A 23,935-nucleotide genomic window follows, 5' to 3' on the forward strand; every position below is an offset into this window, starting at 1 on the left:
TTGCCAAGCAATCACCAGTTTGTCGCAAATTGTATCAATTTCGCTAAATTGTCGAGGTTTGTATCAAAGCCGTTTTTTTACTCAAATTTGTGCAACGATATTAGCTCGTTCTAATCACTGAGTAACACCATGCCTTTGAGTAAGCCTAACCAATCACACAGCATCAATGTGAGCCAACAAGCCCTAACATGGATAAATATTGCAGCAATAACCATCGTGTTAACCGCTGTAAAATTTTTTGATGGGGTACTTGCTCCTCTGCTTGTTTCAGTTTTTATCGCGTTTGCTGTCTACCCTATGATTACTTTAGTTAAGCGTGCGAAAGTCCCACATGTCGCAGCCTCTTTGCTTGTTATGCTGTTTTTCTTGGCAGGGCTTGGCACATTAGGTGGCATATTGGGGAATTCAACCCGTGACATTTTGGTGAATATCGACAGTTACCAATCAAGCTTGCAAGAAACTCTTCGCAGCATAAACCTTTACGCCGACCGTGCAGGTTTACCTATCGACCTAAGCTTAGTGAATATTGAGTCATTATTTACGACTACGGAACAATCTATGCTCAATGTGGCCTCCAAAGCTGGCAACACCATGAGTAACTTTATAATTATCGTGGTCACGACAGGATTTATTGTCGCAGAAGCGCCCTTTCTTCACAGCAAGCTACACCGCCATATGCGCTCAGAAAAAATGTTAATCAGTATTGATAAGTTTGTGCACTCAATGAACCGCTACTTGCTTGCTAAATCTGCGATTAGCTTAGGTAAAGCCTTGCTAGTCGGTGGGATCTTATGGGGCTTTGAAGTTGAGTATTACGTGCTCATTGCTGTGTTGGTGTTCTTACTTAATTTTATCCCAAACATTGGTCCACTATTGGCAGCTGCACCGCTTACTGTATGTGCGTTACTGCAAACGGGGATTAACGAAACCCTGATGATCATGTCGCTCTATTTTGCCATCAACTTTATTGTTGGTAACTTTGTCGAACCGAAACTATTGGGAAGTAAGCTAGGGCTATCGCCACTAATTGTGTTCTTGTCATTGCTACTCTGGGGCTGGCTATTAGGACCGGTGGGATTGATTCTTTCCGTCCCATTAACAATGGCAGTCAAGATCTGTTTTGAGAGTTCTAGCAAGTATCAACATATTTCAGAGGTTATGGGGTAAAGGATAGTTAAAGGGAATGACTGAGAGCATTTAAACTTAGCGAAGCCTGAATGCAGTTTTACGGTCAACTTCGTTTATCTTTAAGCCCAAGACGTTGCAATTAATAGGTAAATCATAATCTCGATACAGTTCGATGAATTTATCTCGGATTAATACTATTAAGGGCGGCCAGCATTAGCAGAACATATATGAGTATTTACTCTAACGCACTTTGGGGCATTTTCGAGCTAGAAAATGCCATGTGTTAAATTTCAGATTGTGACGTTTTTGGACAGAAATGTGTTTCGGAGAACCAAGTATTAGCAAATCACGAATTAGCATAAGTATGGAAAGTCACTAAGCTCACTGTCCTGTATTATTTTCACACAAATCTGACATTGATGAATGCCATAAGCTATCGATATAAACATCGATATATTGTATTATTACATCCGTATTTATACTTATTAGGATTTTCTATGTTGATTCACGAATTTTCGAATAAGGACGTTACCGCTGAGCATGTAATTTTAGCTCAAGCAATACTAGCAGGGACTGCTCAAGGTGATAAAAGTAAAGCACAGCGCTTTATGATTTTTGTAAATGAGATTCCCGATGCGCCGACTGTGCAAAGCCTGATTCCATGCTTTAGTCAATTTATGAAGCTCTTTAAAGCCAGCTGACATTCAGAATACGTTACACAGGGATGTGTAATTAAGATCACCAATTCCCCCCTAACCACTACCTACTTTTAAACTCTATCTGACCTTATACTCGCTCTCTATCTAGCCATTGTTGTCGGAGGACAATAGCGTTTGATCAATTTTAAAAACGTTTCCGGACAAAAGTGAGTTATGAATCCCCGCTGACTGTTATAACTAGGATAACTACTGCTACGAAAAATAGTTTCAATCACTTCCAAACTAATTGTTAGTTTTATTAATCCTCTACAAATGAATTAGGGTTTGCTTATAGTTTCACCAACAACACATTCAAAGAAGAGAAACAGTATTTTAAGTTGATTTCATATCTTCATAAATTTGACACAATAAACCCTTAGTGTTTTTAGGTTTTAATTGCTAGGAAGACTAATGAGTAAACAGGCTCAGTTCATTGCTTTAGGATTAGGCTTAACGCTAGGTTGCTCTATTTTGTTTTTAAATTTGGTCTCTTCATCTCACCATATAGGGACAGTTGATTTTGCTATGCCAAATGAACAGATTTGCGATGTCGTTGATTCAACCGGCGACAAGGTATTTCACATCTACGTCCCCATGATGAGTGATCTTGATAAATTTAATGACATATTCTGTCAGTCCCTTCTCGCCAAAAGCCACTACGCACAAGTACGATCTCATCTCACTCCTCGATCTCAATTAAAAGCAATCCATTTAACCAGCGACCCGCTCACTCTCGTCCTGTCTAGACATTATTTTTTACAGAGTATTCTCCCAGGATATGCTGATTTTTATCATGAAATCGTTGAGCTACCAAAGTATAAAGTGTATTGGGTGTCAACTTCACCAGTGAATAAAGACACATTTACCACAGCAAAAATAGCCTTACTGGATGACCAAAGAAGTCAGTCTGGTTATATGGCGCCGCTTAAATATCTCAATAACCACAGCCTGAATATTTCTCAATTGAATATTCAATACTTCAAGAATCGTGATTCGATGTTGAACGCTTTCAAACAACACTCTGTCGATTTATTACCGCTGACGTCATTCGAATTACCCAAGCTCAATCAGACATCCTATGAGTCCATATTGATTGATGACCAGTTGGAACTTGGTTCTTGGTTTTTACACAATTCGGTATCAGACCCTACCGCCGACAAAATCAGAACATTTCTCAGTTCGTTTTTACGAGCAAATTCAGGGATTCCAAATGAATAACACGGTCAGGTTCGTTGCTAGTGTGATCGCTTTCGCTACGCTAAACATATTGATGGGGATACTGTTAACCTTCAACTCTAAAGCGTATATAGAAAAACAGATCTCGGAACAGTTGAGTGAGGTATTGAATACGATTGATCAGTATTCCGTTTCCTATGAATCGATAGAACAAATGCTCACTCATTTTGAGAACGTATGGACAGCTTCATCGACTCGCGTTGATCACTCAGCGACTCTATTTCCAGTGATATCGTCGAGTACAGTTGACGTTGCCACGATAAATTATCCCGCTATTCAGCAGGCCAGTGACATTTACCTTAATTTGGACGATAACGTTATTGGTATTTCACTTGAGTACGAGCACCATTACAACCTAAGTGGAATCGTATTCTATTTGTTTCTCTTTAGCTGCCTGTTGTTGGGCAGTGCTTGGGTCGTTCGCTCCCCAATCCAAGAAAACGATCAAAGTCCAAATGAAAGCAAGCAAGACAGGCTATTAGAATGTGGCGCTCGTTCAGAAGATATGGTGCGCTTATTAGCGTTTGATAACCTTAAATTACTAAGCGAACTCGAACTGAAATGGTTTCTTTGGGCTTTTTCAAGAACAGACTGCCTAGATTATGCCTGGCGCGTAGCTAAGGCAGAAGATAGCTTGGAGCTTGATGCAGCAAAACGTCACATTTACATCCGTGGCTTGGGTATTGAGTTATCAAAAACACCTTTCTTTTATTACTACTGGTATGCAAAACGAAAGTCTCAAGGGCTTTCCGCTTATACCAATCCAAGTGTCAATAAACCCGATCGAATTGCAGGGGCAAATTTAGCTGACATTATGATTCAATTCAACGGCGCCGCGAAAACCATTGATGACCTACACGGCATTGGGGTTCGTTCCAAAAACTTGGATCTGAATCGGAATAAAGTAAAAGAGCGTTTAGTGAGTGAACTTGGCGAGCTTTCAACAACATATCTTTTTGAATCTAATAGAGATTCAAAAACGGCACGGTATCAATATCAACTTACGCTATCCTCTGAACACATTCACTTTAGAGCATGATTTAGATTTTTTTATATCGATGGAGTTATCTCTTTTCCTACCCAGAGATAACTATTTCACAAAAGCGACTTATGGCATTTCTATATTGATTGCGATTGCGTAATTCGACACACGGATCGTGCAAGCTTTCAAATTTGATAACAAGGTTAATAGAAATGCTTCAAATAAAGACGGTTGCTCTCTCTATTGCATTAGCAATGTCAGCAACACATGCAAGTGCATCAATACTACCGGCCCATCAAGTCAATAGTGACTGGTATATAAATTCAGAAAAGAAACTCGATTCTCAGCTTGAGCAATCACCCAATACCGCCGCAAAAAACGTGGTGGTTTTTTTCGCCAACGGTATGGGGCCAACCACATTGACCGCTTCTCGTATTCATGAAGCGCAGTTACGTGGAGAAGAATATGGGGAAGAGAACAGTTTATCATTTGAACGGTTAGCTGATTCGGGGTTACTTAAAACTTACAGCACAAACCAACAAGTTGCGGACACCGCCGCCAGCATGACGGCAATGTCTACTGGCGTTAAAACAAAAGCAGGTGTTATTGGCCTGACAGACAATATTGAGCGCAGTGATTGTCATATCCAAAACGAGAAGTTGCACACATTACTTGAACTCGCAACCCATAAAGGAATGGCAACGGGCGTTGTTGCTACAGGACGAGTGACCCATGCTAGTGTTGCACCGCTTTACGCTCATACATCAAATAGAGACTGGGAGTCATCTGTGTCTACAGAATGCTCAGGCCAAGTTTCTGATATTGCTTACCAACTGGTTCATGAAGCGGCGCCAATAAACGTTGTTCTTGGTGGCGGAAGTAGAGAATTTCTCCCTACATCGGAAGATGGTAAACGAGAAAATGGCAACTTAACAACGGACTGGACCGAGCGATTTGGCAACGAATCCGCCTACCTCAGTTCTCGTGAAGATTTTGATAATACAAATTTTAGTCGAGCTGATCGAGTCTTAGGTTTGTTTAACGAGAGTCATATGTCTTACGAAGTCGACCGGGACCCAGAATTAGAGCCCTCTTTATCTGAAATGACGGAAGCCGCACTGAAATTGCTCACAAACACTCCGCGAGGCCTAGAGAATGGCTTCATGTTAAGTGTGTCTGCAAGCCGTATTTCTCATGGGCACCAAGCAGGCAACGCCGCTAGAGCCTTAACGGAAACCATTTCACTAAGCCATGCTGTAGAGAAAACTCAATCATACCTTGCGGATGCCGGATTACTGGAAGACACATTAATTGTTGTTGCATCCGACCACTCATACACGCTCTCTATTGGCGGCTTTGGTGCACGTGGCAACCCAATTTTAGGCATTTCTGAAACCTACGATGGGCAAGGATTAGATGGTGCTGCAGATGCTACTGATGGCTTTGAATACACAACGTTAGCTTACGCAAATGGTCCTGGCGCTCAATTTACTCGAGATGACTCAGGTAATCGTGTCGACCCTGGTTTGGAAGATACTGAAAATGTTGACTACCTTCAGCAAGCAACCGTTCCTCTTCAAGCTTCAACATCCTCAGGTGAAGATGTACCGGTATTTGCAATGGGACCAAGAAGTTACTTGGTACGAGGGACATCAGAGCAAACTTCGATTTTTCATGTGATCAACCAAGCTGCTGAGCTAGGTGCTCAGGCATACCAAACTAAATAAGGCATAGTAAAATGACATTGAAAACACTCACCCTTGCTATGACCTCAGCATTCTTGCTAGCGGGCTGCAACTCATCAACTTCAGGTGATGAAGTAGAAAAACCTAATTTTGGTTGGACATTAGGTACACCTGTCGTCTCTGATACTGAGCGGGTTAACTCATGGTTTAACCAGGGTGCGGAGCGCATTGACAGTATTCAATCTGAATTTGAACTTGCCTCTTTTAATACCAAGGGTAAAGCAAAGAACATCATTCTTTTCGTCGGTGATGGCATGGGGATATCGACGTTGACCGCTGGTCGTATATTAGAAGCTCAAACACGTTATGGCATGGAATTAGGGGAGGAACACCAAGTTGTATTCGAAAAATTCCCACATACCGCGCTGTCAAAAACATATAATTCGGATGCAACGGTTCCCGACTCTGCCGGCACAATGAATGCCATGATGACAGGCGTAAAAAATCGACAGTCTGTGATAGGGTTAGATGAAAATGTTTGGTTCAGCCAATGTGATGCGAACCTCTTTGATTCTCAACTAATTTCAGCACTAGATTTAGCCAAAATGGCAGGAAAATCGACAGGTATTGTCACCACGACTGCAGTCACGCATGCAACACCTGCCGCTACCTACGCCTTTAGCCCTAATAGAAACTGGGAAACGGACACTTCTGCTGGATTAGACGGATGTATCCCTGACATCGCAAAGCAGCTTATTGACTATCAACATAAGTTTGACAATGGATACGGTGGTTTTACCACGGAACTCAATTCAGGTATGGATGTGATATTCGGGGGCGGAAGAAGTTACTTTACCCTTAACTCTGAAGAATCATTTTCAGAAGGCGATCGCGAAGATGAAGATTTGATCGAGCTATGGAAACAACGAAACCCAAATGGCGCGTATATTCAGAGTGGTGATGAGCTTGCAAACCTTAATATAGATCAACACAACACCATTCTTGGTTTGTTTGCCGAGTCTCAACTAGATTTTGACCTCTACCGAGAAGATACCGATCAACCGTCACTCTCTGAGATGACAAGTTCCGCGCTAGAACTGTTACAGAAGAATGAAGATAACGGGTTCTTCTTAATGGTCGAAGGGGGTCGAATCGACCACGGGCATCATTTTGGTAGCTCAAAGAATGCACTTTACGATTTTATGGCATTTAATCAAGCCATTGAAACAGCGTTGGAAATGACAAAAGATGCTGCGGATGAAACACTCATCATTGTTACGGCCGATCACTCCCATGTATTTACCATTGGTGGCAAACCCAAACGTGGTAACCACATTTTGGATCTCGTTCACGATGTAAATGATGAACTGATGTTAGCGGATGATGGACTTCCCTTCACTGCCTTGCACTACGCCAATGGCTTAAATGGTGGTACCGATGAATTTGAATTCTGTTACCCAGGTTACGGCTGTTTTAGCTTCAAGGGTTCCTTTGATGATACAGGGGCACGTAAAGACCCAGGCACATCGGAAGAAACCATGGCGAATGGCTACGCGCAGCAAACAACCGTTCCTTTACCGTCAGAATCTCACGCCGGTGAAGATGTGGGAATCTGGGCGATTGGTCCAGGTTCTGAACAAGTTCGCGGTGTACTGGAACAAAACAGTATTTTTCATATCATGGAGCGAGCCGGTAACTTGATTGAAAACGCGGAAGCAGCAATAAATTAACCCTACGCTCCTCGAGCTAAGGCTCGAGGAGCGGCAAGTAAAACAATAAATTTGGTATTCAACGTGAAGCAGTTAATTACTCTACTCTTACTTATTTTTACACATACAATCAGTGCGAATAATAGCGTCCATGCCATGGATGACAGCTACTCTGCTCAATATAAAATTTCAGAGCACTTGGGTTTTCAGGTAACAACTAGCCTGATGGCGTTTACTGTGACGGATAACCACGTCATCCGAGAATTACCGCAACATAATATTATTGAGCATTGGGTTAAACGTGACAACGGAAGACATATTTTTTATCGCCACTTCCCCAATTATGACAGCAGTATTCACTATACCCGCGGTGATTTAAGAGCCTTCAATTTATCGGGTGATTGGGAAACAACAACCCAAGTTATCCCATATCGTTGGCTACAGGCGCTTGAAAAAAAAGAGACCTTTCGTACAGAACAAGGCTCTGTTTCACGGTTTGAAGGTGACATTAACGGATATCAAGTTTCGATAGATTGGCTCAATGACAAGGGACTACCGAAAAAATATACGATAAAAAAACAACATCAGAGATTGACCCTTGAATTACTCGATCTGACTGATGCAAATCGTACAATCGCAAAGCTGAAAGACTGGGATAAATACCGTAAAATTGATTTTTCAGATGCGATGGATATGGAACGTGATGAGTTTGTACAGTATTTGCTGACCAGCGGACAACTAGAAACTAATGGTGCAAATTTTCATACGCATTAGGCGTTAGAAGACTACCGTTTAAACAGTTCAAATATTAGACGTTATAAGGCTACCCTTATAACGTCTAATAAATTAACCATCAGCATTAAAATGCAATGAAAAGAGAGCTCTAGCAAAAATGTTTCGGGGTATTTAAGTTTTACAGACCACGTCATCACTCTTTTGGACAAAGATGTGTTACACCACCAGTCAACACACCTATGGACAGAAATCAGTTTCGCAAATCAGAACATTAACATGTCATGAATTACGTGAAGTATGGAAAAGTCGCTTAACTTGGTGTCTAGCATTGATGATGCGGATCAGTTGGATGAACGTCTATCATTCAAACAACTCATATACGTTTTTTGCATCACGTACTCGATAGGTTTGGCTTCCCACCGGAACACCAGTACTTAATATCATCCATTTTAAATCCAACAGGTTCTGCCGTAAATCCCCAAAAAAAAGAGCCGCTTAAAAGCGGCTCTTGATCTTCAAATTATTCGAATCCGTTCAGATTACTCTTTACCGAATACGTTGTTCTCTTGCTCTTGTACACGGATGAAAGTCGTACGCTTAGTTAGCTCTTTAAGCTTTGCTGCGCCTACGTATGTACAAGTTGAACGTACACCACCAAGGATGTCAGAAATTGTGTTGTGAACTGAACCACGGTATGGAAGTAGAACAGTTTTACCTTCCGCTGCGCGGTACTTAGCAACACCACCTGAGTGCTTGTCCATAGCCGACTGAGACGACATTCCATAGAACTTCATGTATTGCTTACCGTCTTGCTCTACTACTTCACCGCCTGACTCAGAGTGACCAGCTAGCATGCCGCCTAGCATTACGAAGTCAGCACCGCCGCCGAACGCTTTAGAAACGTCACCCGCACATGAACAGCCACCGTCACCGATGATCATGCCGCCCAGGCCGTGTGCCGCATCGCCACACTCGATGATTGCAGAAAGTTGAGGGTAACCTACGCCTGTTTTAACACGTGTAGTACAAACAGAACCGGGGCCGATACCAACCTTAACGATGTCTGCGCCAGCTAGGATTAGCTCTTCAACCATGTCACCTGTTACAACGTTACCCGCAGAGATAACTTTTGTCGGGAATTCAGCACGTACTTTTTGTACGAACTCAACAAGGTGCTCTGAGTAGCCGTTCGCGATATCGATACAGATGAATACGAAGTCTTCGCTAAGCGCCATGATCTTCTTAACTTTCTCGAACTCAGCTTCAGAAGTACCTGTTGATACAAAAACGTTGTTTAGAGTTTTCTTGTCTGCTGTTTTAGCAAACTCAGCCCACTGCTCTACTGTGTAGTGCTTGTGTACTGCAGTCATAACACCGTGCTCTGCTAGAGCAGTTGCCATTTCAAAGCTTGCTACCGAATCCATGTTAGCTGCAATTACTGGAGTACCAGACCATTGACGACCGCTATGCTTGAATGTAAAATCGCGGGTTAATTCAACTTGAGAACGGCTTTTAAGGGTAGAACGCTTCGGACGGAAGAGTACATCTTTGAAACCTAACTTAAGTTCTTGTTCGATACGCATGGTGTTTTCCTTGATTCATAAAATTATGTGTCTCTCGCGAAATGCGCAGTAAAACCGTTGGCAGACGAGTTTACTTTTCTTCGGACACAAAAAAACCGGAGCGTTGGCAGACGCTCCGGTTTTCAGCATTATAGGTTGTGATTTACTAACAGCAAGTCTGATATTTCACTTTTTTTTATGCTATCCTCTCAAAGATTCCATATCTGCTACAAACCCCTCAACTTTACTTTCCAACTAAATTCTTACTAATTAATAACTTAGCGAACTATTCACGCAAACGCTGTCGATTTATTGCGCAATCGTTTTCCTCCCTATTTCGCTCAATATCCCCCTCGTTAAGCAATAATGTGAAGAAAGTGCCTCGAAATCACATAAAAATCACACTTTTCTCCAACAAAAAAATGCCTTTTTTCTTAAATAAATTCGATTTTTTTCTAATTTTTATCTGTTTTAGACCAAATTGGGCAGTCTTGTGACGTTTTTGTTTTGTTGTCACTTGGGAAAGTAGAGTGAAAACGACTCAATCTAGAGGCCAATACTCACTTGGGTTTGATAATTCGACCTTCACACTCCATTAAATGCGCCTTTCAGTTTGTACTTTATAAATCCAATTTCTTTTAACCCGTAGCATTACGGTTCCAAAAGCACATTTCGTCGCCGCCCTTTCGTTCATGTAATCTAGAAGACTCTGCAAAGCGCTCCAAAAAAGAGGATTGGTTGGCGTGAAAACTGGGGGAAAGATAAGATTTGAAGAATAGAAAGCAAAAAATGGCTAAGGTGATTAACCTTAGCCATTTTTATTCGCTGATTAGACTGATTCTAATACGCGTATAGGAAAGCGTTGTTTGGCGAGTAGAATGATCTAGTTCTTTTGAGATACTAACGCTTCTGCCGTTGCATCCTGAATAGACAAGAACAATGAGGTAACTTGGCCTGTTGGCGAGCGCATCGGGTTAAGCGTCACGTTCTGATACATGAAATCGGCTTGTTGGGTTACAGGCCTAACGTTACGACATTTAAACAGATAAGGCCTTTGTTGCCATGTAATGAAGCTGCGACAGCCTAAATCGTAAACCGGCTTAGTCTTAAGCCTAAACCACTCTTCAGGGATTTCAGGGAACAGTTCAAAGATAGACTTACCAATCGCGTCATGCGATTGCTTACCGCTATGGTGCGTCATGAAGCCATTCCAAACTTGTACCTGAAAGTCACGGTTAATGACCACCAGCCCCATATCGACGTTTTGAACCATGTCCACCATCCAGTGGAACTGTTCAAATTCAGCAGGAAGATTCAACATATTAAAACTCCTCCATTAAGTAGGCCAATTTGTTGTCTAGAAGAGGCAGAGACTCATCAACGAACATAAATAGAAGGTCACAACGGATGGAAGTGCCGTCTATGTTGTAGCTGACTTCGAACGTCATGGTTTTCTTAAATGAGCCACTGGTATTTTCGATAACCGAATCAATCGAGATGTGTTGCCCAAGCAGAACCGGCGAACTTTGGAAGAAGCGAACCTCAGATTGCTCCCCTAACCCGTTAAGGAAAGAGCCAACGAGAATATTCGATACATCCATCAGTAATTCTAACTCTTCGAGCTGTTCGCTTTCGGTTGGCACCTTCATGAGCTTTTTAAGGTCGCTCACACTGGAATCACTCAACAATACTAGCGCTTCACCTGCGATGCCTTCTCCGCTAAAGCCTTGGCAAACACCCGATACTTGGTCGTTGTCTGCTAGGTCACGAAGTGCCATGTGCAATTCACTTACTTCGAAAATGTTCACATTCGGCAATGGTAAGTGAACAAATACATTAAAGTGGCGCGCCAATGCATCAGCTGCACGGCCTATCGCAACGTTCGCCACTTCCATGTAGATATCGCGTCTGCGCAGAATCGGCAGCTCTAATGGGCTAGGAATAACGAGTTGCGGCTGTTTTGGTGGCTCAACATGCTCACGTAAAATGGCTTTTAACGCTTCTTTATCAATCGGCTTTTGCAAAAACGCTTTAGCACCAAGATCCATGACCTTCTGCTGCGCTTTTGGTTGGATATCACCAGAAACAACCACAACAGGCGTGGTATCACCTAAACGTTGCATCTCTTCCAATGTGCCATAGCCATCTAATTCCGGCATGGTGAGGTCGAGGAACATCAGTTTGAACTGGTTTTGAGCGAGCTCTTCAAGTGCATTAAGCCCATGAACAGCAAAAGTTATATCTGCATTTAGAGAACTAGGCAGTGATCGAGCCATCTGCTTCCTTGCTAACGCAGAATCATCACATATAAGAACTGGGAACGACATAAATGCACCACCGACAAATTAAAGCTAACTCGGACGAGTGTAACAGAACATTATGGTATCAGGTACGGGGTGAATGGATTTATATGTAGATTATTAGTAAGAATGATGAAACAAGCAGGTGAGCTATTAACTCGCATTATTCTTTATGAAAAACAATATGCTACAAAGATAATAACAACTCGATATTGTGGAGTATTAACACTATTTTATTAAATCAAAGCCTTAATAAGTCGGTTTATTAAGGCTCGGTTTGCTCATGCATTTATCGCTTCTATATATCCAATACAAGAGAGCGAATACAAGATGTCTTATACATCAGAGTAAATGTAAACAAGCTAGAACTGGTATGACGGCCATAGGATCAGTAATGCGAAACGTATCACCACAGCAAACACCAATAAAGCGATGCCTAAACGGTACCATTTGTATTCCGCAATATTCATTGGGATACGCTTGTAAAACATAGTAATCACGCCCTTCCAATCACTACTTCGTCTTCCGTACTGCATCATGCTCGTCAAAACAAACAGTGCACCAAGCACTAACATTCCTTTTTCAGCCCAAAACAATCCAACTTCCATTTGTGTATTCCTTGATAAAACGGTGAGCAATTCAAATCATTCTAGTCACCTTTGCGCTCGGTTTCTGTAAGACCAAGGTCTAACTCGTTCTGTGTCCACGAGAACATATCTTTCTGAATATAAATTTCTGAACATAACCAGTTGGACGAACTAAACTGAACAGCGTGTTCATATCGAGTTCAGCTTGCTCACCTATACTCTTGTTTCCACTAACAGGAGAAACTCAATGAAATCACTGAAAAAGTCGCTTTGTGTATTAACTGCTTCAGCTTTACTCGTTACCGCTCCGTTTGTGAGTGCTTCAACACCACAACAACCGCCACAGCCAGCGCTTAGCCCACTGCAAATGGTTATTGCTTCTTTGAATCTAACGGAAGAACAACAAGCAGAAGTGTTCACTCTTGTGCAAGACTATCAATCCGATAGAACTGAAATTGATATGGATAAAGCGATAGAGCTTAAGAAAAAACAGATCTCCCTAGTAACTCAGCCAGAATTCGATGAAGCTGAGATGGAAAAGGTCATTGATACGGTTCAAGCAACCGAAAGGTCGATGGTGATGCAAGAGATGCGTCTTAAGAACAACATTTACAATGTGTTGACTGAAGAGCAGAAAGAGCAATTCAAAACCATGATGAAGTCTGCGCTGTCTGGTGGAAAATAGTTTGGTAGAGAATAGCCTGGTGATAAGTCATCTGGTAGAAACTAGCGACCCCTCATCCTGATATTGATTCCCTCCCCCAAGAATCTATTAGGGCGTGTTGATCTTTCGAGCTGATTTTTGCAGCGAGTTGCTGGGTATTTATACAAGGCAGAGACTTTGATGTGTAGCTAGCCTACATGAGAAGCCGATAACGCAGTAGAAATGACCAGCAAACGCTGCCCAGAGGGTTCGGCTAAAAGCGTTTTACTCTTTGTTGAGGGAGATTTGCTTAGAATGACTAGGCTACTTCTCCCTCGCCGCGATTAAAACGCTTTTATCTCGAACAAAATTTAACCACGAAAGATCAACACGCCCTAGATAAACTAAAGCCACATTGCTGTGGCTTTTTTGCATTTCAATTAAGCTTAAGAGTAAGCTGAACAATCCAAACCCGACGTCTTGCTGTTCTTGTTAAGCACGACCATCAAATGGATAAGCAGCAGAATACCTGTCATACCTAAGCCAACACCAATCCCGCCCCAGATTCCGGCAAGCTCGAATTTTGGCATCAAGTACCAAGCAGCAGGCAGGCCAAACATCCAGTAACCAATCGCTGTCATCACCGTTGGCATAGAGACAATCTTCATCCCTCTTAACAAGTTAATCGCCAGTAGTTGCCAAGCATCAACAATAAAGCACAGAGCGACAACCCAGATAACTGAAGCCAATAGCGATGTCATTGCGCCAGTGCCATCATCCAACTTGAAGATAGAAGCGATCATTTCAGGCCATATGATGAACACGGCAGACAAAGCCACACTCAACACTGAAACCAAAATAAAGCTTAGAATCGAAGTTCTTTTGATTCCTTCGTAATTACCCGCCCCGAAATCACGACCAACCAAAATTGCCGCAGCTTGCGAGAAACCGAAGTTGAAGTTCCAAGTAAAGCTTAAACATTGAAGCAGGATTTGGTGCAGAGCTAACGAAGCAATACTGATCGTACCCGCCATTAAGGTACCGCCGTATATCAAGCCATGCTCAAGCAACGCCGCCAACCCGATAGGTAAACCCATTAACAGCAACGGGCTCATCAACTTGATTGAATACTCTTCGGTATTGAGCCAAGGGGCGAACTGTTTGAACTCATCACGTTTGAACACCCAAACCGTGTATCCAACCATCACGATAAATGCCGCGATAGCCGTGCCCAAGCCCAAGCCGGTTAAGCCCATATCTAACTGGAACGTGAGGAAGTAGCTCACTGGTACATTCAGAATCACAGTAATAATCGACATCACGAGAATAGAACGCACATTGCCAAACGCACTGGTTAAGCCACGAAGCACCAATAAGATAAGCGAAGGCAACATCACCCACTTCAACGCATGGACATACTCCATGGCTAAGGTGATCACTTCTGGCGGCTGTTTTGCAGCTTCCAATACCAACGGAGCAAACCAGAAGCTGGCCATTAAGATCACGCTAAGCACGAACGCCAACATGGTTGCGCCTTTCACCGCCAATCTAATTTGAGTATTACCAAACTCTGGGCGAGCGACGCGCTGACCATAAGCAATCGCGATCAAGTTCGCGACACAACCGACTGTGCTGCTCGCAATAATGAAGATGAAGAAGTAGATAGAGGCACCTAAGCCACCCGCCGCAAGGGCTGACACGCTGATACGCGACATCATCCAAACATCAGTAAGGACTAAAGCCATAGAGATCAGCTGTGAAATGATCAAAGGGAATGCAAGAGTGAGTATTTTTTTCATGAGCGCCTCAGGTAATTTCGCCCAAAATACGATCGATGAGGCTAGCGTTCAATTGATAAATTTGCGACTCTAACATTCCAAAAACTCATGCGAACGAATTATGACCCCATATCCTAGCTTGCCATCCTCCCATAATGGCTTAAAAGCCTTCGAAGCGGCTGCAAGGCTGATGAGCTTTACGTTGGCTGCCGATGAGCTCAACGTGACACAGAGTGCGATAAGCCGTCAGATCAAACAGCTTGAAGATGAGCTGAACGCATCTTTGATCATTCGTAAGCATCGAGCGATTGAATTAACAGTGCAAGGTCATGATTTGTATGTCGCTTTGCGTGAAAGCTACGGCAATATCGAATCGGTTATCGCCTCTTGGAGTGAGCCGAAACAGAAACGCATCGTGATAAAGGCAACCCTGAGTTTCGCTACGCGCGTGTTGATCTCTAAGGTTCGTGAATTAAACGAGCGTTACCCAGATTACGAGATCGTAATCGTTCCTGTGATCGAAGAAGATGAAGCGATCAACAGCAGCGAATACGACTTGTTGATCTTCCATACTCGATTCAAAAAACGCTATGACAACGCTCCTGACATCACTTTCTTGCGTGAAGAGTTTATGGCGCCCGTATGCTCCACGAGCTTAACGAATGCTGCTGGTTTAACTAAGAAAGATACCGACCTCGATTCGATCTTAACCATGCCACGGCTGCACCCGACTTTAGATCACCATGACTGGAAAGTATGGCTAGCCGATGTCGAATCGCCTCCGAAAAAGCCCGTCAGAAATACCAGCTTCTTGTCTTTGGATATGGCGCTCAGTGCGTGCTTATCTGGTGAAGGTGTCACGGTGACGGATCTGCTGTTGGTCTTGCAGGATCTGCAACGCGGTTTCTTGCACTGCCCAGAGAATGCCAAGATCCAACACAGTGCGTGGACCTATTTCATCCACCAGCGCACTCACTCACCTGTGATCAGTGGTTTGATTGATTGGCTTAAAATAGAGACGGCGAAAGAGATCGAATTGTTGAAGGCACTATCTCATCAGAACCATTGGTTTGGTGTAATTACCGATTAACAAGAGCGATAGACCTTAAGCCCAGATACGAATAAGCCACAGCTCGTGCTGCGGCTTATTCTTTTTACCAGTCGTGTTCGCTCTATAAAATAAGCACTAAAGCTTAAACATACGCGCACTGCGTGGTGGTAAGTTGAAGGTGTGATAACGAGAAGTCACAGTTTCTGTCGCTCTGCTTAATACATCTTGGTATTGAACATTCCAGTTAAATTCATGCTGGTAGGTATCTACAGTAACTCCACGAGTTTCACCGCACTTGTTGATACCCACAACCCCTTCTTTACCACGCTTGAATAACAAGGTGCACTGGTCGCTCGAAATCATCGTCATTGCTTTGCCTTGCATCGCGTTATGGAAACTCAGCATGTTCTTCATTGTCGAACTGTTCCAAACATTGCCCCAACGACCGTTATCCTTGTCTTCAGAATCAAGAAGATCATCACTGTAGATCAGCGGTGTACCACCATCTTTACCAAGGATATAAGCGTAAGCGAGCTGCTCATCTTGTCGATCCATGATTTGATAACGGAAGCCGTCATTGGTCGGAATATCATGCGTGATCGCGAAAGTGATCGAGCGGTTATCATCCAATGCTTGGCCGTACGCTTTAGGATCATGCAGTTGGTTTAAACCGCCGCTCAAAGAGAAGGCTGATCGAATTGAAGCAAACAGCGGGAAATCATACGCAGAGTGATTAGTGTTGTTCAAGTAAGGCGCTAGGAACGACTCATAGCCACTGTTTCCGGCTCCACCGCTGGTGATCACTTCACCAAACACATGTATGTTCGCGGTGATCTCAGGGGTAAATACTTGGTCGATTTGGTACTGGCTCATGTGCTTCACCGCATCAATACGGAAACCTTTGATGCCCATGTCTTTTAACGCTTTTAGATATAAACGTTGCTGTGACACTACCCAGTTATTTGGATCTAGATCCGGAAGACCCACATCGCCGTCGGCACCACACAAACGCCAATATTGAACATGACCCGGATCGTTCCAATCAGTAATACAGCCTGCAGCATGGAAATCGTTAACCGAGACAAAACCTTGTGCTAGGTTGCCAAACAAAGTCTGGTCGGCATAGTAGCTTGAACGGCTGGCATAATCGTTTAACACTTCTGTGCCAGGGTAATCCAAGTCACTTCGCTTCCAGCTTTCATTCGCCATGTGGTTCAGCACTACATCGGCATAAACATCGACGCCCACAGCTTTGAGTGCGGCGATCATTGCGGCTAAATCTTGCTTATTGCCCAAAGGAGAATCAATGGTACGCAGATCTTGTGGCTGGTAACGCGCCCACCATTGGCTACCGCTGGATTTCATTGCCGGAGCAACCAACACTTTCTTATAGCCAGTTTCGGCTATTTGGTTGGCATTGGCTGTCACGTCTGAGTACTTCCAGTTGAAAGCATGCAAAATGGTGTCAGCGTAAGTGGCTGAACTAAAAGAGCAAAGCGCGAGTGTGGATATGAGTAGGGTATTTATTGGTTTCATAGAACATATCTCTCATTATAAATTCATAAGAATGATATGAGTGATAAAGACAATTTAAACGGCGGATAAATCAGAGTTGAATTAGCGTCACCTTCTGTTGATATTGATTTTATAAAATTGAGCTATAGCCGATATTATGTGGAGCAAAATGTGATATGCGCTTTATGGTGTTGTACCTATATGCGTGAAGAGTAGAAATGAGAATTAATTGAATCAAGTTGACGAGAACAAGACAAAGACTTTGGTCGCCTCTCCTAAACTAAGCTATCATTCCTTCTCCCTCAACCGATTGATATTTTTATGCCTTCTTTCTCTTTTTCAATGATCCCTGTTGGGGTTCGATTCATGATCCTTTCTGCTTTTGGATTCGCACTGATGTCAGCTTGTGTGAAATACATCAGCAACTACGGCATACCTGTATTTGAAATCGTTGCAGCAAGGGCGTTGGTGTCTTTGATCATTAGCTACATCGACGTAAAACGAAAAGGCATTTCTATCTGGGGTAATAACAGACCTCTGTTGTTCGTTCGAGGCACAGTTGGCACTGCGGCACTGATGTGTGTGTACTACGCTGTGACCACGCTACCGTTAGCAGAAGCGACCATTCTGCAATACGTACATCCTGTATTTACCGCATTACTCGGTGTGTTGTTCCTAAAAGAACGAGTCCAGAAGTCGACCATGATCTGCATTGCATTCTGCCTTGCGGGATTACTGGTAATGGTACAGCCAAGCATGAACAGCGGTTCGAGCAGCGAACTGCCGTTATTCAGCATTATGGTGGCGTTATGTGGCGCGTTTGGTAGCTCAATCGCTTATGTGATAGTGAGAAAGCTGAGCCAAACGGAAGACAGTTCTGTCATCATCTTCTACTTCCCACTGGTGGCGCTACCAATCTCAACAGCCCTTATCTGGAATGACTTTGTGTGGCCTAGCCTATTCTTAACCGTGATGCTGGTGCTCGTCGGGATCTTCACGCAAATCGGCCAATACGGTTTAACCAAAGCGATGCAGACACAAGCAGCGGGCAAAGCTTCTGCTTACTCTTACGTTCAGATTGTGTTCTCGGCACTGTTAGGTGTGTGGATCTTCAATGAAATCCCATCGGTTTGGACTTATCTAGGTGGTGGCCTGATTGTTACTGGCGCACTCATTAACGTGTTTGGTAAACAGCTATTAGTGCCGTTCAAGGCTAAGTAGATAACGGAACGAAAGAGCAGTTAGCCAGCAGCTATTAAATAGATCTAAAAAGGGCATTGCGGAATATTCCACAATGCCCTTTTTGGTACTTTCTACACAAAGACGCTACTAGCTTGTAGCATTACGCAGTTTGGGGTCATCACTTAGATATTCAACGAACTCGATTTCAAAGCCAGCCGGATCCACAAAGTAGACATTTTTACGGTAAGGTTCCTCAGCGCCAGGTTTAGCAATCGGGAAGCCCGCATCGATAAGACGTTGGGTGACGCTTTCGATGTTATTGGTCACATAAGCAAAATGTGCTAGACCAACTGAGTGCCCTGCCAAATCTCTATTTTCCCCCTCTCCGTGATCACTCAATGCGATGTATTGGTACTCGTCTCCAAAATGTAGCCAGTTACGTGGCTTGCCTGACCATTCGCCTTTTCCTTCATCACGGACGTACCAGTGTGGAAACGCCGCTTTGTAGAAAGTCAGCATTTCAGGGATGTCCTTAACGACTAAATTCACATGTTCAAGTTGGATCATTCTTCTCTCCTTAAAGTATTCTCGTAAGCAACGTTGCATATCCTAATACCTCAAGTTAAGTTGAGGTAAAGCACTAATTTGCATTTATTTCGAGAACGTTTTTAGAGCCAAAACTGTCGTATTTTGAAGCGATACAAACCCTAAGTTTAGACGACCTTCCCTGATGTGAGTTATTTGGAATCCAGAATAACTGAGAGACAAGCCGCTATGGTTTAGGCGGAGTAGCCTCAACTTCTAAAGCGGCTCGGTCTCTCCATTTAAAAACCTTCTTCCATTTTATCGGCATCATAGGAATGACGATGAGACTAATACCCACCAGTGTCAGGGTGTCAGGAATCTCATCGAACCACATAACACCAAACAGTGTCACAAACACCAACCCGGAATACTCTGCGAGCGCAATCTGGTTGGCCGGTGCTTTTTTGTAAGCCACCACCACAAGCGCATGATACCCGAGTACGAACAAGTTGATTGCCATGATCCAACCCACATGACGCCATTCGATCACAGACCAAGTTGGCAGTGCGAATATCAGCGCGAGTGGCAGAGTCATAATGCTGGTCCAGAACAGAGTAGAGATGATGTGCTGCTCTGCGTTCAAGCGTTTAATCAAGATGTTACCCACGCCCATCGCCAGCGCACTGCCTAGCCCAGCAATCGCCGCCCAGTGAAATTGCTCAGGACGTAATACGATCAACACGCCCACAAAACCAATCAGGGTTGCGATCACTTTTGATGATGTTGGCCTTTCTTTCAACAGCACGATCGACAAAGGCAGCATAAGGATTGGTCCAACATAAAACATCGCATTTGCTGTCGCCAAAGTAAGGTGTGTAATGGCGATCATCGCGCAGCCACTCCCCACTAAAATAAATTGAGCCCTTAAAAAGTTGATTCGGCAACCGCCTTGCATACGTGTCTCTTTCGGTAACTTTAACCAAAATGGAAGCAGCAAGATCACGCTCAATAGCTGACGGATAAACACATACTGGAACGTAGGGACTTCGCCATTCAGTATCTTCAACGATACATCTGAAAAGGACGCAAGTAGGTTTGCGAGCACCAAAAGTAAAATGGCGTGGTTAACAGCTTTATTCATACAGAAGGAAGATTACACATTTGTCATACAATTATGGCGCACATCATACATGAGAATTTGAAATGTGTAATAGCAAAATTACTAAGGCTCAGATTAATGCAATTTTGAATCAAACCTCGATGAACAAATTACGGCTCTTCGCTCAATATTTAGTCACATTAATATTCTCTTATTGACTGATACATCAAGTTACAAATCGCTTTCATATTAACCAAGAACACTGATCTGGGTTAATAAACTGGCTTCACAATAACCTTACTTTTAATAAGGTCAGATAATTACAAAAAAGGAAGTTATAGTGAAAAAATTATTAGCACTTAGTATTGCAGCAGTAATCTCGGTTCCAGCAGTAGCCGACCACAATACAATCAACGGAATGGATTTCGGTCCACTTGCTAAGCTAGTCGGCACATGGAAATCAGTCGAAACTGGCGGCGTTGATATCTCCCCAGGTCAAGAAGGTACAGAAGTGGGTGCGGGTGGCCCTGCAGTCACACCGTTTTATGAAGTGATGACGTTCGAGGTTGCCGCAGACGCGACCAATGCCAGCGACCAGTATCTTGTTGCTCTGTACTACAAGCAGGAAGTATTCAGAAAGGCCGACGATTCTAAATTCCACGATCAACGTGGTTACTTCATCTACGACCAAAAGAATCAGATCGTGTACAACTCTTACTGTGTGCCACGCACCACATGTGTCACCGCGGAAGGCCCTGCTGGCGATACAATGACGTTAGTCGCGTCTAAGCGCGGTATCGCTGAGTCAGAATACATGACAGACAACGCAACCACTACGGGCTTCACAATGAACATCAGTATTTCAGACGAGACGCTGACTTACTCTCAAACAACAGGCTTAGAGATCTACGACAACGCATTTGCCCATACAGATTCAAGCACTCTAGTTAAAGTGAAGTAAAACTAAAAACAAACGCCTTTCACTGCTCTATGAAAGGCGTTATTGATCTCAACACTTCAGAACAAGATGAACTTCTTAATTCGATAGCAACTCTGCCTTGGCATATCAATTAACCAATACCATCCCTACAAGAAACCATTCCTTCTTCAGTTTTTCTATCGTGTTTACACGCACTTTTTATCGATTCCATTGCAGCCAACAACATAGACTCAATATTTTGATCTTAACGCCTCTGGTTCTAATGAACCGTTAAAAACACGTATAAACTCTCATTTGTCTTGAGAACTCACTTTGTTTTCCAAACTTGTGGCTCACGATATATCCAGGGATTATCGAGAAGATAATACCTTTCAGTGATCGGGGTACAGAATCAAACCGTAGTTAATTTGAATACAAGCACTTAGCATTTTTACATCGACTGCGCAGCGGGAGTGGTACATGGACAACAGAATCACCATTTTAGAATTTCTCAGGGTGTTCGATTGCATTCGCTCCTCGGGCAAGCAATTGGATAGTAAATATCAACTCGGCGAGATAGCGGCGTGGCACGATTACGATGGCTACACATGTTGGTTGAGCTTTAAAGACGTCACCGTGACGCTGATGTTTCATGGTTCGCTAAAAATTGAGTACGACAACGCTGCAAACTATTCTGAATTCATCGAGTATTGTCTGGATATGCTCGCCACTGAACCTTCTCCATAAAACGTGAATAGACTAACGGCTAACGGCTAACGGCTAACGGAGAAAATAATGAACGAATCAGCTTTTAAAACATGTGCGTTACGTAAGCGAGTGGCTCCTTTATGGCTAATGCTCAGCCTTTCTTGTTTATGGTCCAAAGCGTCAACAGCAGGGACAGAAATGATTGATTTCACACAAGCGAACGAACATCAGAATTGGACAGCGACCAACGACAACGTGATGGGCGGAATCTCAACCGGTGGGCTTATTTATGACGGTGGGATAAGTCAGTTCAAGGGCAAGTTGTCGTTAGAGAATAATGGTGGCTTTAGCTCAATCAACCGCTCTGTTGAATCATTAAGATCTGAAGTGAACGGCGTGGAGCTGACGTTTGTTGGCGATGGTCGTACTTACCAATTGAGGTTCACCACATGGAAAGACGGTTATCGAACCAAATACAAGCACAACTTTGAGACCATCAAAGGCGAGCAACTTAAGAAAACCTTCCAACTAAAGGACTTTCAAGCCGTGTCCAGAGGTCGATTGCTCAGTGAAGCACCAGAACTCAAAGCACAAGACATCAAACAAATCGGCCTTTTGATTGCAGATAGGCAGCCCTCACTTTTCGAGCTAGACCTAATACAGCTTCAATTCAAAACATCGCAACCTATCACATCACCAGAAACGGACTAAACCGCAAACAAATAAAAGCCCCTGATACCTTTTGACTAACAATTAGATATCAAGGGTTTGTTCTATTTAAATCGTCGACTATTCAAATCATCAGTACTTAGTATTTGATAGCTGTTTTACCTATCGAGGCGCTGCTTTCAATGCGTTGGTGTGCATCTTTCAGTGTCTCAACACTAAAACCATTCAATGTGGTAGTAAGCGTAGACTTAATACGGCCTGAATCGATCAGATTCGCTACTTGGAATAAGATATCTTGTTGTTTCTGAATATCGTCTGTGTTGAACAGTGAGCGTGTAAACATCAGCTCCCACACAAAACCTGCAGACTTACCTTGCAGCGCAGAAAGATCTATTCCGCCATCGAACTCAACAATTGAACTGATCATGCCTTGTGGAGCAATAAGCTCAACCATCGATTCCCAGTGTCCTTTGGTATCAGCGACATTGAAGATGTAGTCGACATGCTGGATACCTTGTTCGCGAACAGACTCAACCAAGTTACGGTGATTTACGACATGGTCTGCACCCATATCCCTTACCCACTGTTCAGTTTCAGGTCTTGAAGCCGTCGCAATAACAGTCAGGTTAGTCAGTTGGCTCGCTAATTGAATCGTGATTGAACCTACGCCACCAGCTCCACCAATGATCAGAATGGATTTTTTCTCTTCTGGACGAACACGTAGGCGATCAAACAACGCTTCCCACGCAGTAAGTGTTGCTAGCGGCATAACTGCAGCCGCTTCATCAGAAAGGCTCGTTGGTGCTTTAGCCGTAATACGGTAGTCAACGGCTTGGTATTCCGCGTTAGCGCCCATACGAGTTACGTCACCTGCATAGTAAACACGGTCGCCGAGTTCAAAGCCTTCAACGTCTGTACCTTTACCGACAACTTCACCAACCGCGTCATAACCAAGGACTTTTGGTTGCTCGAGAGTTTTATCTTGAGCACTACGAATTCGAATTTTCGCGTCTGCTGGATTGATAGACGTCGCGCTCACTTTTACCAGTAGATCATGTTCTTTTAGTTCTGGAAGGTTTGTTTCAAACTCAACTAGGCTGTCTTGCTCTGCAATCGCAAGTGACTGAGTAAATCCGATAGCTTTCATTTTTGATGGTACTGACATTGTGCTTTCTCCTTGAATTAGACAAGTTAATCTTAGTTGACTCTCAATTTAGATAAACC

22 protein-coding genes are annotated in these 23,935 nt (G+C 43.3%); 13 read left to right on the forward strand and 9 right to left on the reverse strand.

Annotated elements, in window-relative coordinates:
• Positions 1-129: 129 nt before the first annotated feature.
• From ITG09_19610 to ITG09_19640, 7 genes are all read left to right on the forward strand, one after another.
• Complete coding sequence (locus ITG09_19610) at positions 130-1,167, forward strand: AI-2E family transporter (GenBank protein ID UPR55131.1); 1,038 nt, start codon at positions 130-132, stop codon at positions 1,165-1,167.
• A gap of 458 nt (positions 1,168-1,625) precedes the next feature.
• Positions 1,626-1,829, forward strand: coding sequence for a pyrophosphatase (locus ITG09_19615; GenBank protein ID UPR55132.1), 204 nt, complete (start codon positions 1,626-1,628; stop codon positions 1,827-1,829).
• A gap of 408 nt (positions 1,830-2,237) precedes the next feature.
• Complete coding sequence (locus tag ITG09_19620; GenBank protein ID UPR55133.1) at positions 2,238-3,044, forward strand: hypothetical protein; 807 nt, start codon at positions 2,238-2,240, stop codon at positions 3,042-3,044.
• The gene (locus tag ITG09_19625) at positions 3,037-4,101 is read left to right on the forward strand and encodes a hypothetical protein (GenBank protein UPR55134.1); all 1,065 of its coding nucleotides are present in this window, start codon (positions 3,037-3,039) and stop codon (positions 4,099-4,101) included. The genes ITG09_19620 and ITG09_19625 overlap by 8 nt, the downstream gene beginning before the upstream one ends.
• Before the next feature lie 155 nt (positions 4,102-4,256).
• The gene (locus ITG09_19630) at positions 4,257-5,771 is read left to right on the forward strand and encodes an alkaline phosphatase (protein UPR55135.1); all 1,515 of its coding nucleotides are present in this window, start codon (positions 4,257-4,259) and stop codon (positions 5,769-5,771) included.
• Positions 5,768-7,459 (forward strand): alkaline phosphatase, encoded by a 1,692-nt coding sequence (locus ITG09_19635; protein UPR55222.1) that lies wholly within the window; start codon positions 5,768-5,770, stop codon positions 7,457-7,459. The genes ITG09_19630 and ITG09_19635 overlap by 4 nt, the downstream gene beginning before the upstream one ends.
• Before the next feature lie 63 nt (positions 7,460-7,522).
• The gene (locus ITG09_19640; protein UPR55136.1) at positions 7,523-8,212 is read left to right on the forward strand and encodes a hypothetical protein; all 690 of its coding nucleotides are present in this window, start codon (positions 7,523-7,525) and stop codon (positions 8,210-8,212) included.
• Positions 8,213-8,712: 500 nt separating this feature from the next.
• Here the strand turns inward: ITG09_19640 and ITG09_19645 are convergent, their stop codons facing one another.
• The 4 genes from ITG09_19645 to ITG09_19660 all read right to left on the reverse strand — a co-directional run bounded on the left by ITG09_19645 (position 8,713) and on the right by ITG09_19660 (position 12,643).
• Entirely contained in the window at positions 8,713-9,756 is a 1,044-nt protein-coding gene (locus tag ITG09_19645; protein ID UPR55137.1) for a GMP reductase, read from the reverse strand.
• Positions 9,757-10,618: 862 nt separating this feature from the next.
• Positions 10,619-11,056: a PAS domain-containing protein gene (locus tag ITG09_19650; protein UPR55138.1), complete on the reverse strand. Its 438-nt coding sequence runs from the start codon at positions 11,054-11,056 to the stop codon at positions 10,619-10,621.
• 1 nt (position 11,057) lies between these two features.
• On the reverse strand, positions 11,058-12,062 hold the full coding sequence (locus ITG09_19655) for a response regulator (protein ID UPR55139.1): 1,005 nt from the start codon (positions 12,060-12,062) through the stop codon (positions 11,058-11,060).
• A gap of 335 nt (positions 12,063-12,397) precedes the next feature.
• The gene (locus ITG09_19660; protein UPR55140.1) at positions 12,398-12,643 is read right to left on the reverse strand and encodes a hypothetical protein; all 246 of its coding nucleotides are present in this window, start codon (positions 12,641-12,643) and stop codon (positions 12,398-12,400) included.
• Between the two features lie 226 nt (positions 12,644-12,869).
• Between ITG09_19660 and ITG09_19665 the strand changes: the two genes are divergently transcribed.
• On the forward strand, positions 12,870-13,307 hold the full coding sequence (locus ITG09_19665; protein ID UPR55141.1) for a Spy/CpxP family protein refolding chaperone: 438 nt from the start codon (positions 12,870-12,872) through the stop codon (positions 13,305-13,307).
• A gap of 404 nt (positions 13,308-13,711) precedes the next feature.
• Here the strand turns inward: ITG09_19665 and ITG09_19670 are convergent, their stop codons facing one another.
• Positions 13,712-15,064 (reverse strand): MATE family efflux transporter, encoded by a 1,353-nt coding sequence (locus tag ITG09_19670; GenBank protein ID UPR55142.1) that lies wholly within the window; start codon positions 15,062-15,064, stop codon positions 13,712-13,714.
• A 100-nt stretch (positions 15,065-15,164) separates the two neighbouring features.
• Here ITG09_19670 and ITG09_19675 point away from each other — a divergent pair, with 100 nt between their 5' ends.
• Entirely contained in the window at positions 15,165-16,133 is a 969-nt protein-coding gene (locus ITG09_19675) for a LysR family transcriptional regulator (GenBank protein UPR55143.1), read from the forward strand.
• Between the two features lie 96 nt (positions 16,134-16,229).
• On the opposite strand, the gene ITG09_19680 is transcribed toward ITG09_19675, so the two are convergent.
• On the reverse strand, positions 16,230-17,630 hold the full coding sequence (locus ITG09_19680; GenBank protein ID UPR55144.1) for an alpha-amylase family protein: 1,401 nt from the start codon (positions 17,628-17,630) through the stop codon (positions 16,230-16,232).
• A 300-nt stretch (positions 17,631-17,930) separates the two neighbouring features.
• Between ITG09_19680 and ITG09_19685 the strand changes: the two genes are divergently transcribed.
• Positions 17,931-18,830 (forward strand): DMT family transporter, encoded by a 900-nt coding sequence (locus ITG09_19685; GenBank protein ID UPR55145.1) that lies wholly within the window; start codon positions 17,931-17,933, stop codon positions 18,828-18,830.
• 108 nt (positions 18,831-18,938) lie between these two features.
• Here the strand turns inward: ITG09_19685 and ITG09_19690 are convergent, their stop codons facing one another.
• Together ITG09_19690 and ITG09_19695 are read right to left on the reverse strand one after the other, a co-directional pair.
• Positions 18,939-19,358 (reverse strand): VOC family protein, encoded by a 420-nt coding sequence (locus ITG09_19690; GenBank protein ID UPR55146.1) that lies wholly within the window; start codon positions 19,356-19,358, stop codon positions 18,939-18,941.
• Positions 19,359-19,563: 205 nt separating this feature from the next.
• The gene (locus ITG09_19695; GenBank protein ID UPR55147.1) at positions 19,564-20,457 is read right to left on the reverse strand and encodes a DMT family transporter; all 894 of its coding nucleotides are present in this window, start codon (positions 20,455-20,457) and stop codon (positions 19,564-19,566) included.
• Between the two features lie 298 nt (positions 20,458-20,755).
• Here ITG09_19695 and ITG09_19700 point away from each other — a divergent pair, with 298 nt between their 5' ends.
• The 3 genes from ITG09_19700 (at position 20,756) to ITG09_19710 (ending at position 22,753) form a co-directional block, all read left to right on the forward strand.
• Positions 20,756-21,376: an FABP family protein gene (locus ITG09_19700; GenBank protein UPR55148.1), complete on the forward strand. Its 621-nt coding sequence runs from the start codon at positions 20,756-20,758 to the stop codon at positions 21,374-21,376.
• A gap of 438 nt (positions 21,377-21,814) precedes the next feature.
• Complete coding sequence (locus tag ITG09_19705; protein UPR55149.1) at positions 21,815-22,081, forward strand: DUF3081 domain-containing protein; 267 nt, start codon at positions 21,815-21,817, stop codon at positions 22,079-22,081.
• A gap of 48 nt (positions 22,082-22,129) precedes the next feature.
• A complete protein-coding gene (locus ITG09_19710; GenBank protein ID UPR55150.1) occupies positions 22,130-22,753 on the forward strand; it encodes a CIA30 family protein in 624 nt (207 codons plus the stop codon).
• A 97-nt stretch (positions 22,754-22,850) separates the two neighbouring features.
• On the opposite strand, the gene ITG09_19715 is transcribed toward ITG09_19710, so the two are convergent.
• Positions 22,851-23,876 (reverse strand): zinc-binding alcohol dehydrogenase family protein, encoded by a 1,026-nt coding sequence (locus ITG09_19715; GenBank protein UPR55151.1) that lies wholly within the window; start codon positions 23,874-23,876, stop codon positions 22,851-22,853.
• Positions 23,877-23,935: the final 59 nt, after the last annotated feature.

The sequence above is a fragment of the Vibrio cyclitrophicus genome (assembly GCA_023206055.1).
Lineage (GTDB): Bacteria > Pseudomonadota > Gammaproteobacteria > Enterobacterales > Vibrionaceae > Vibrio > Vibrio cyclitrophicus_A.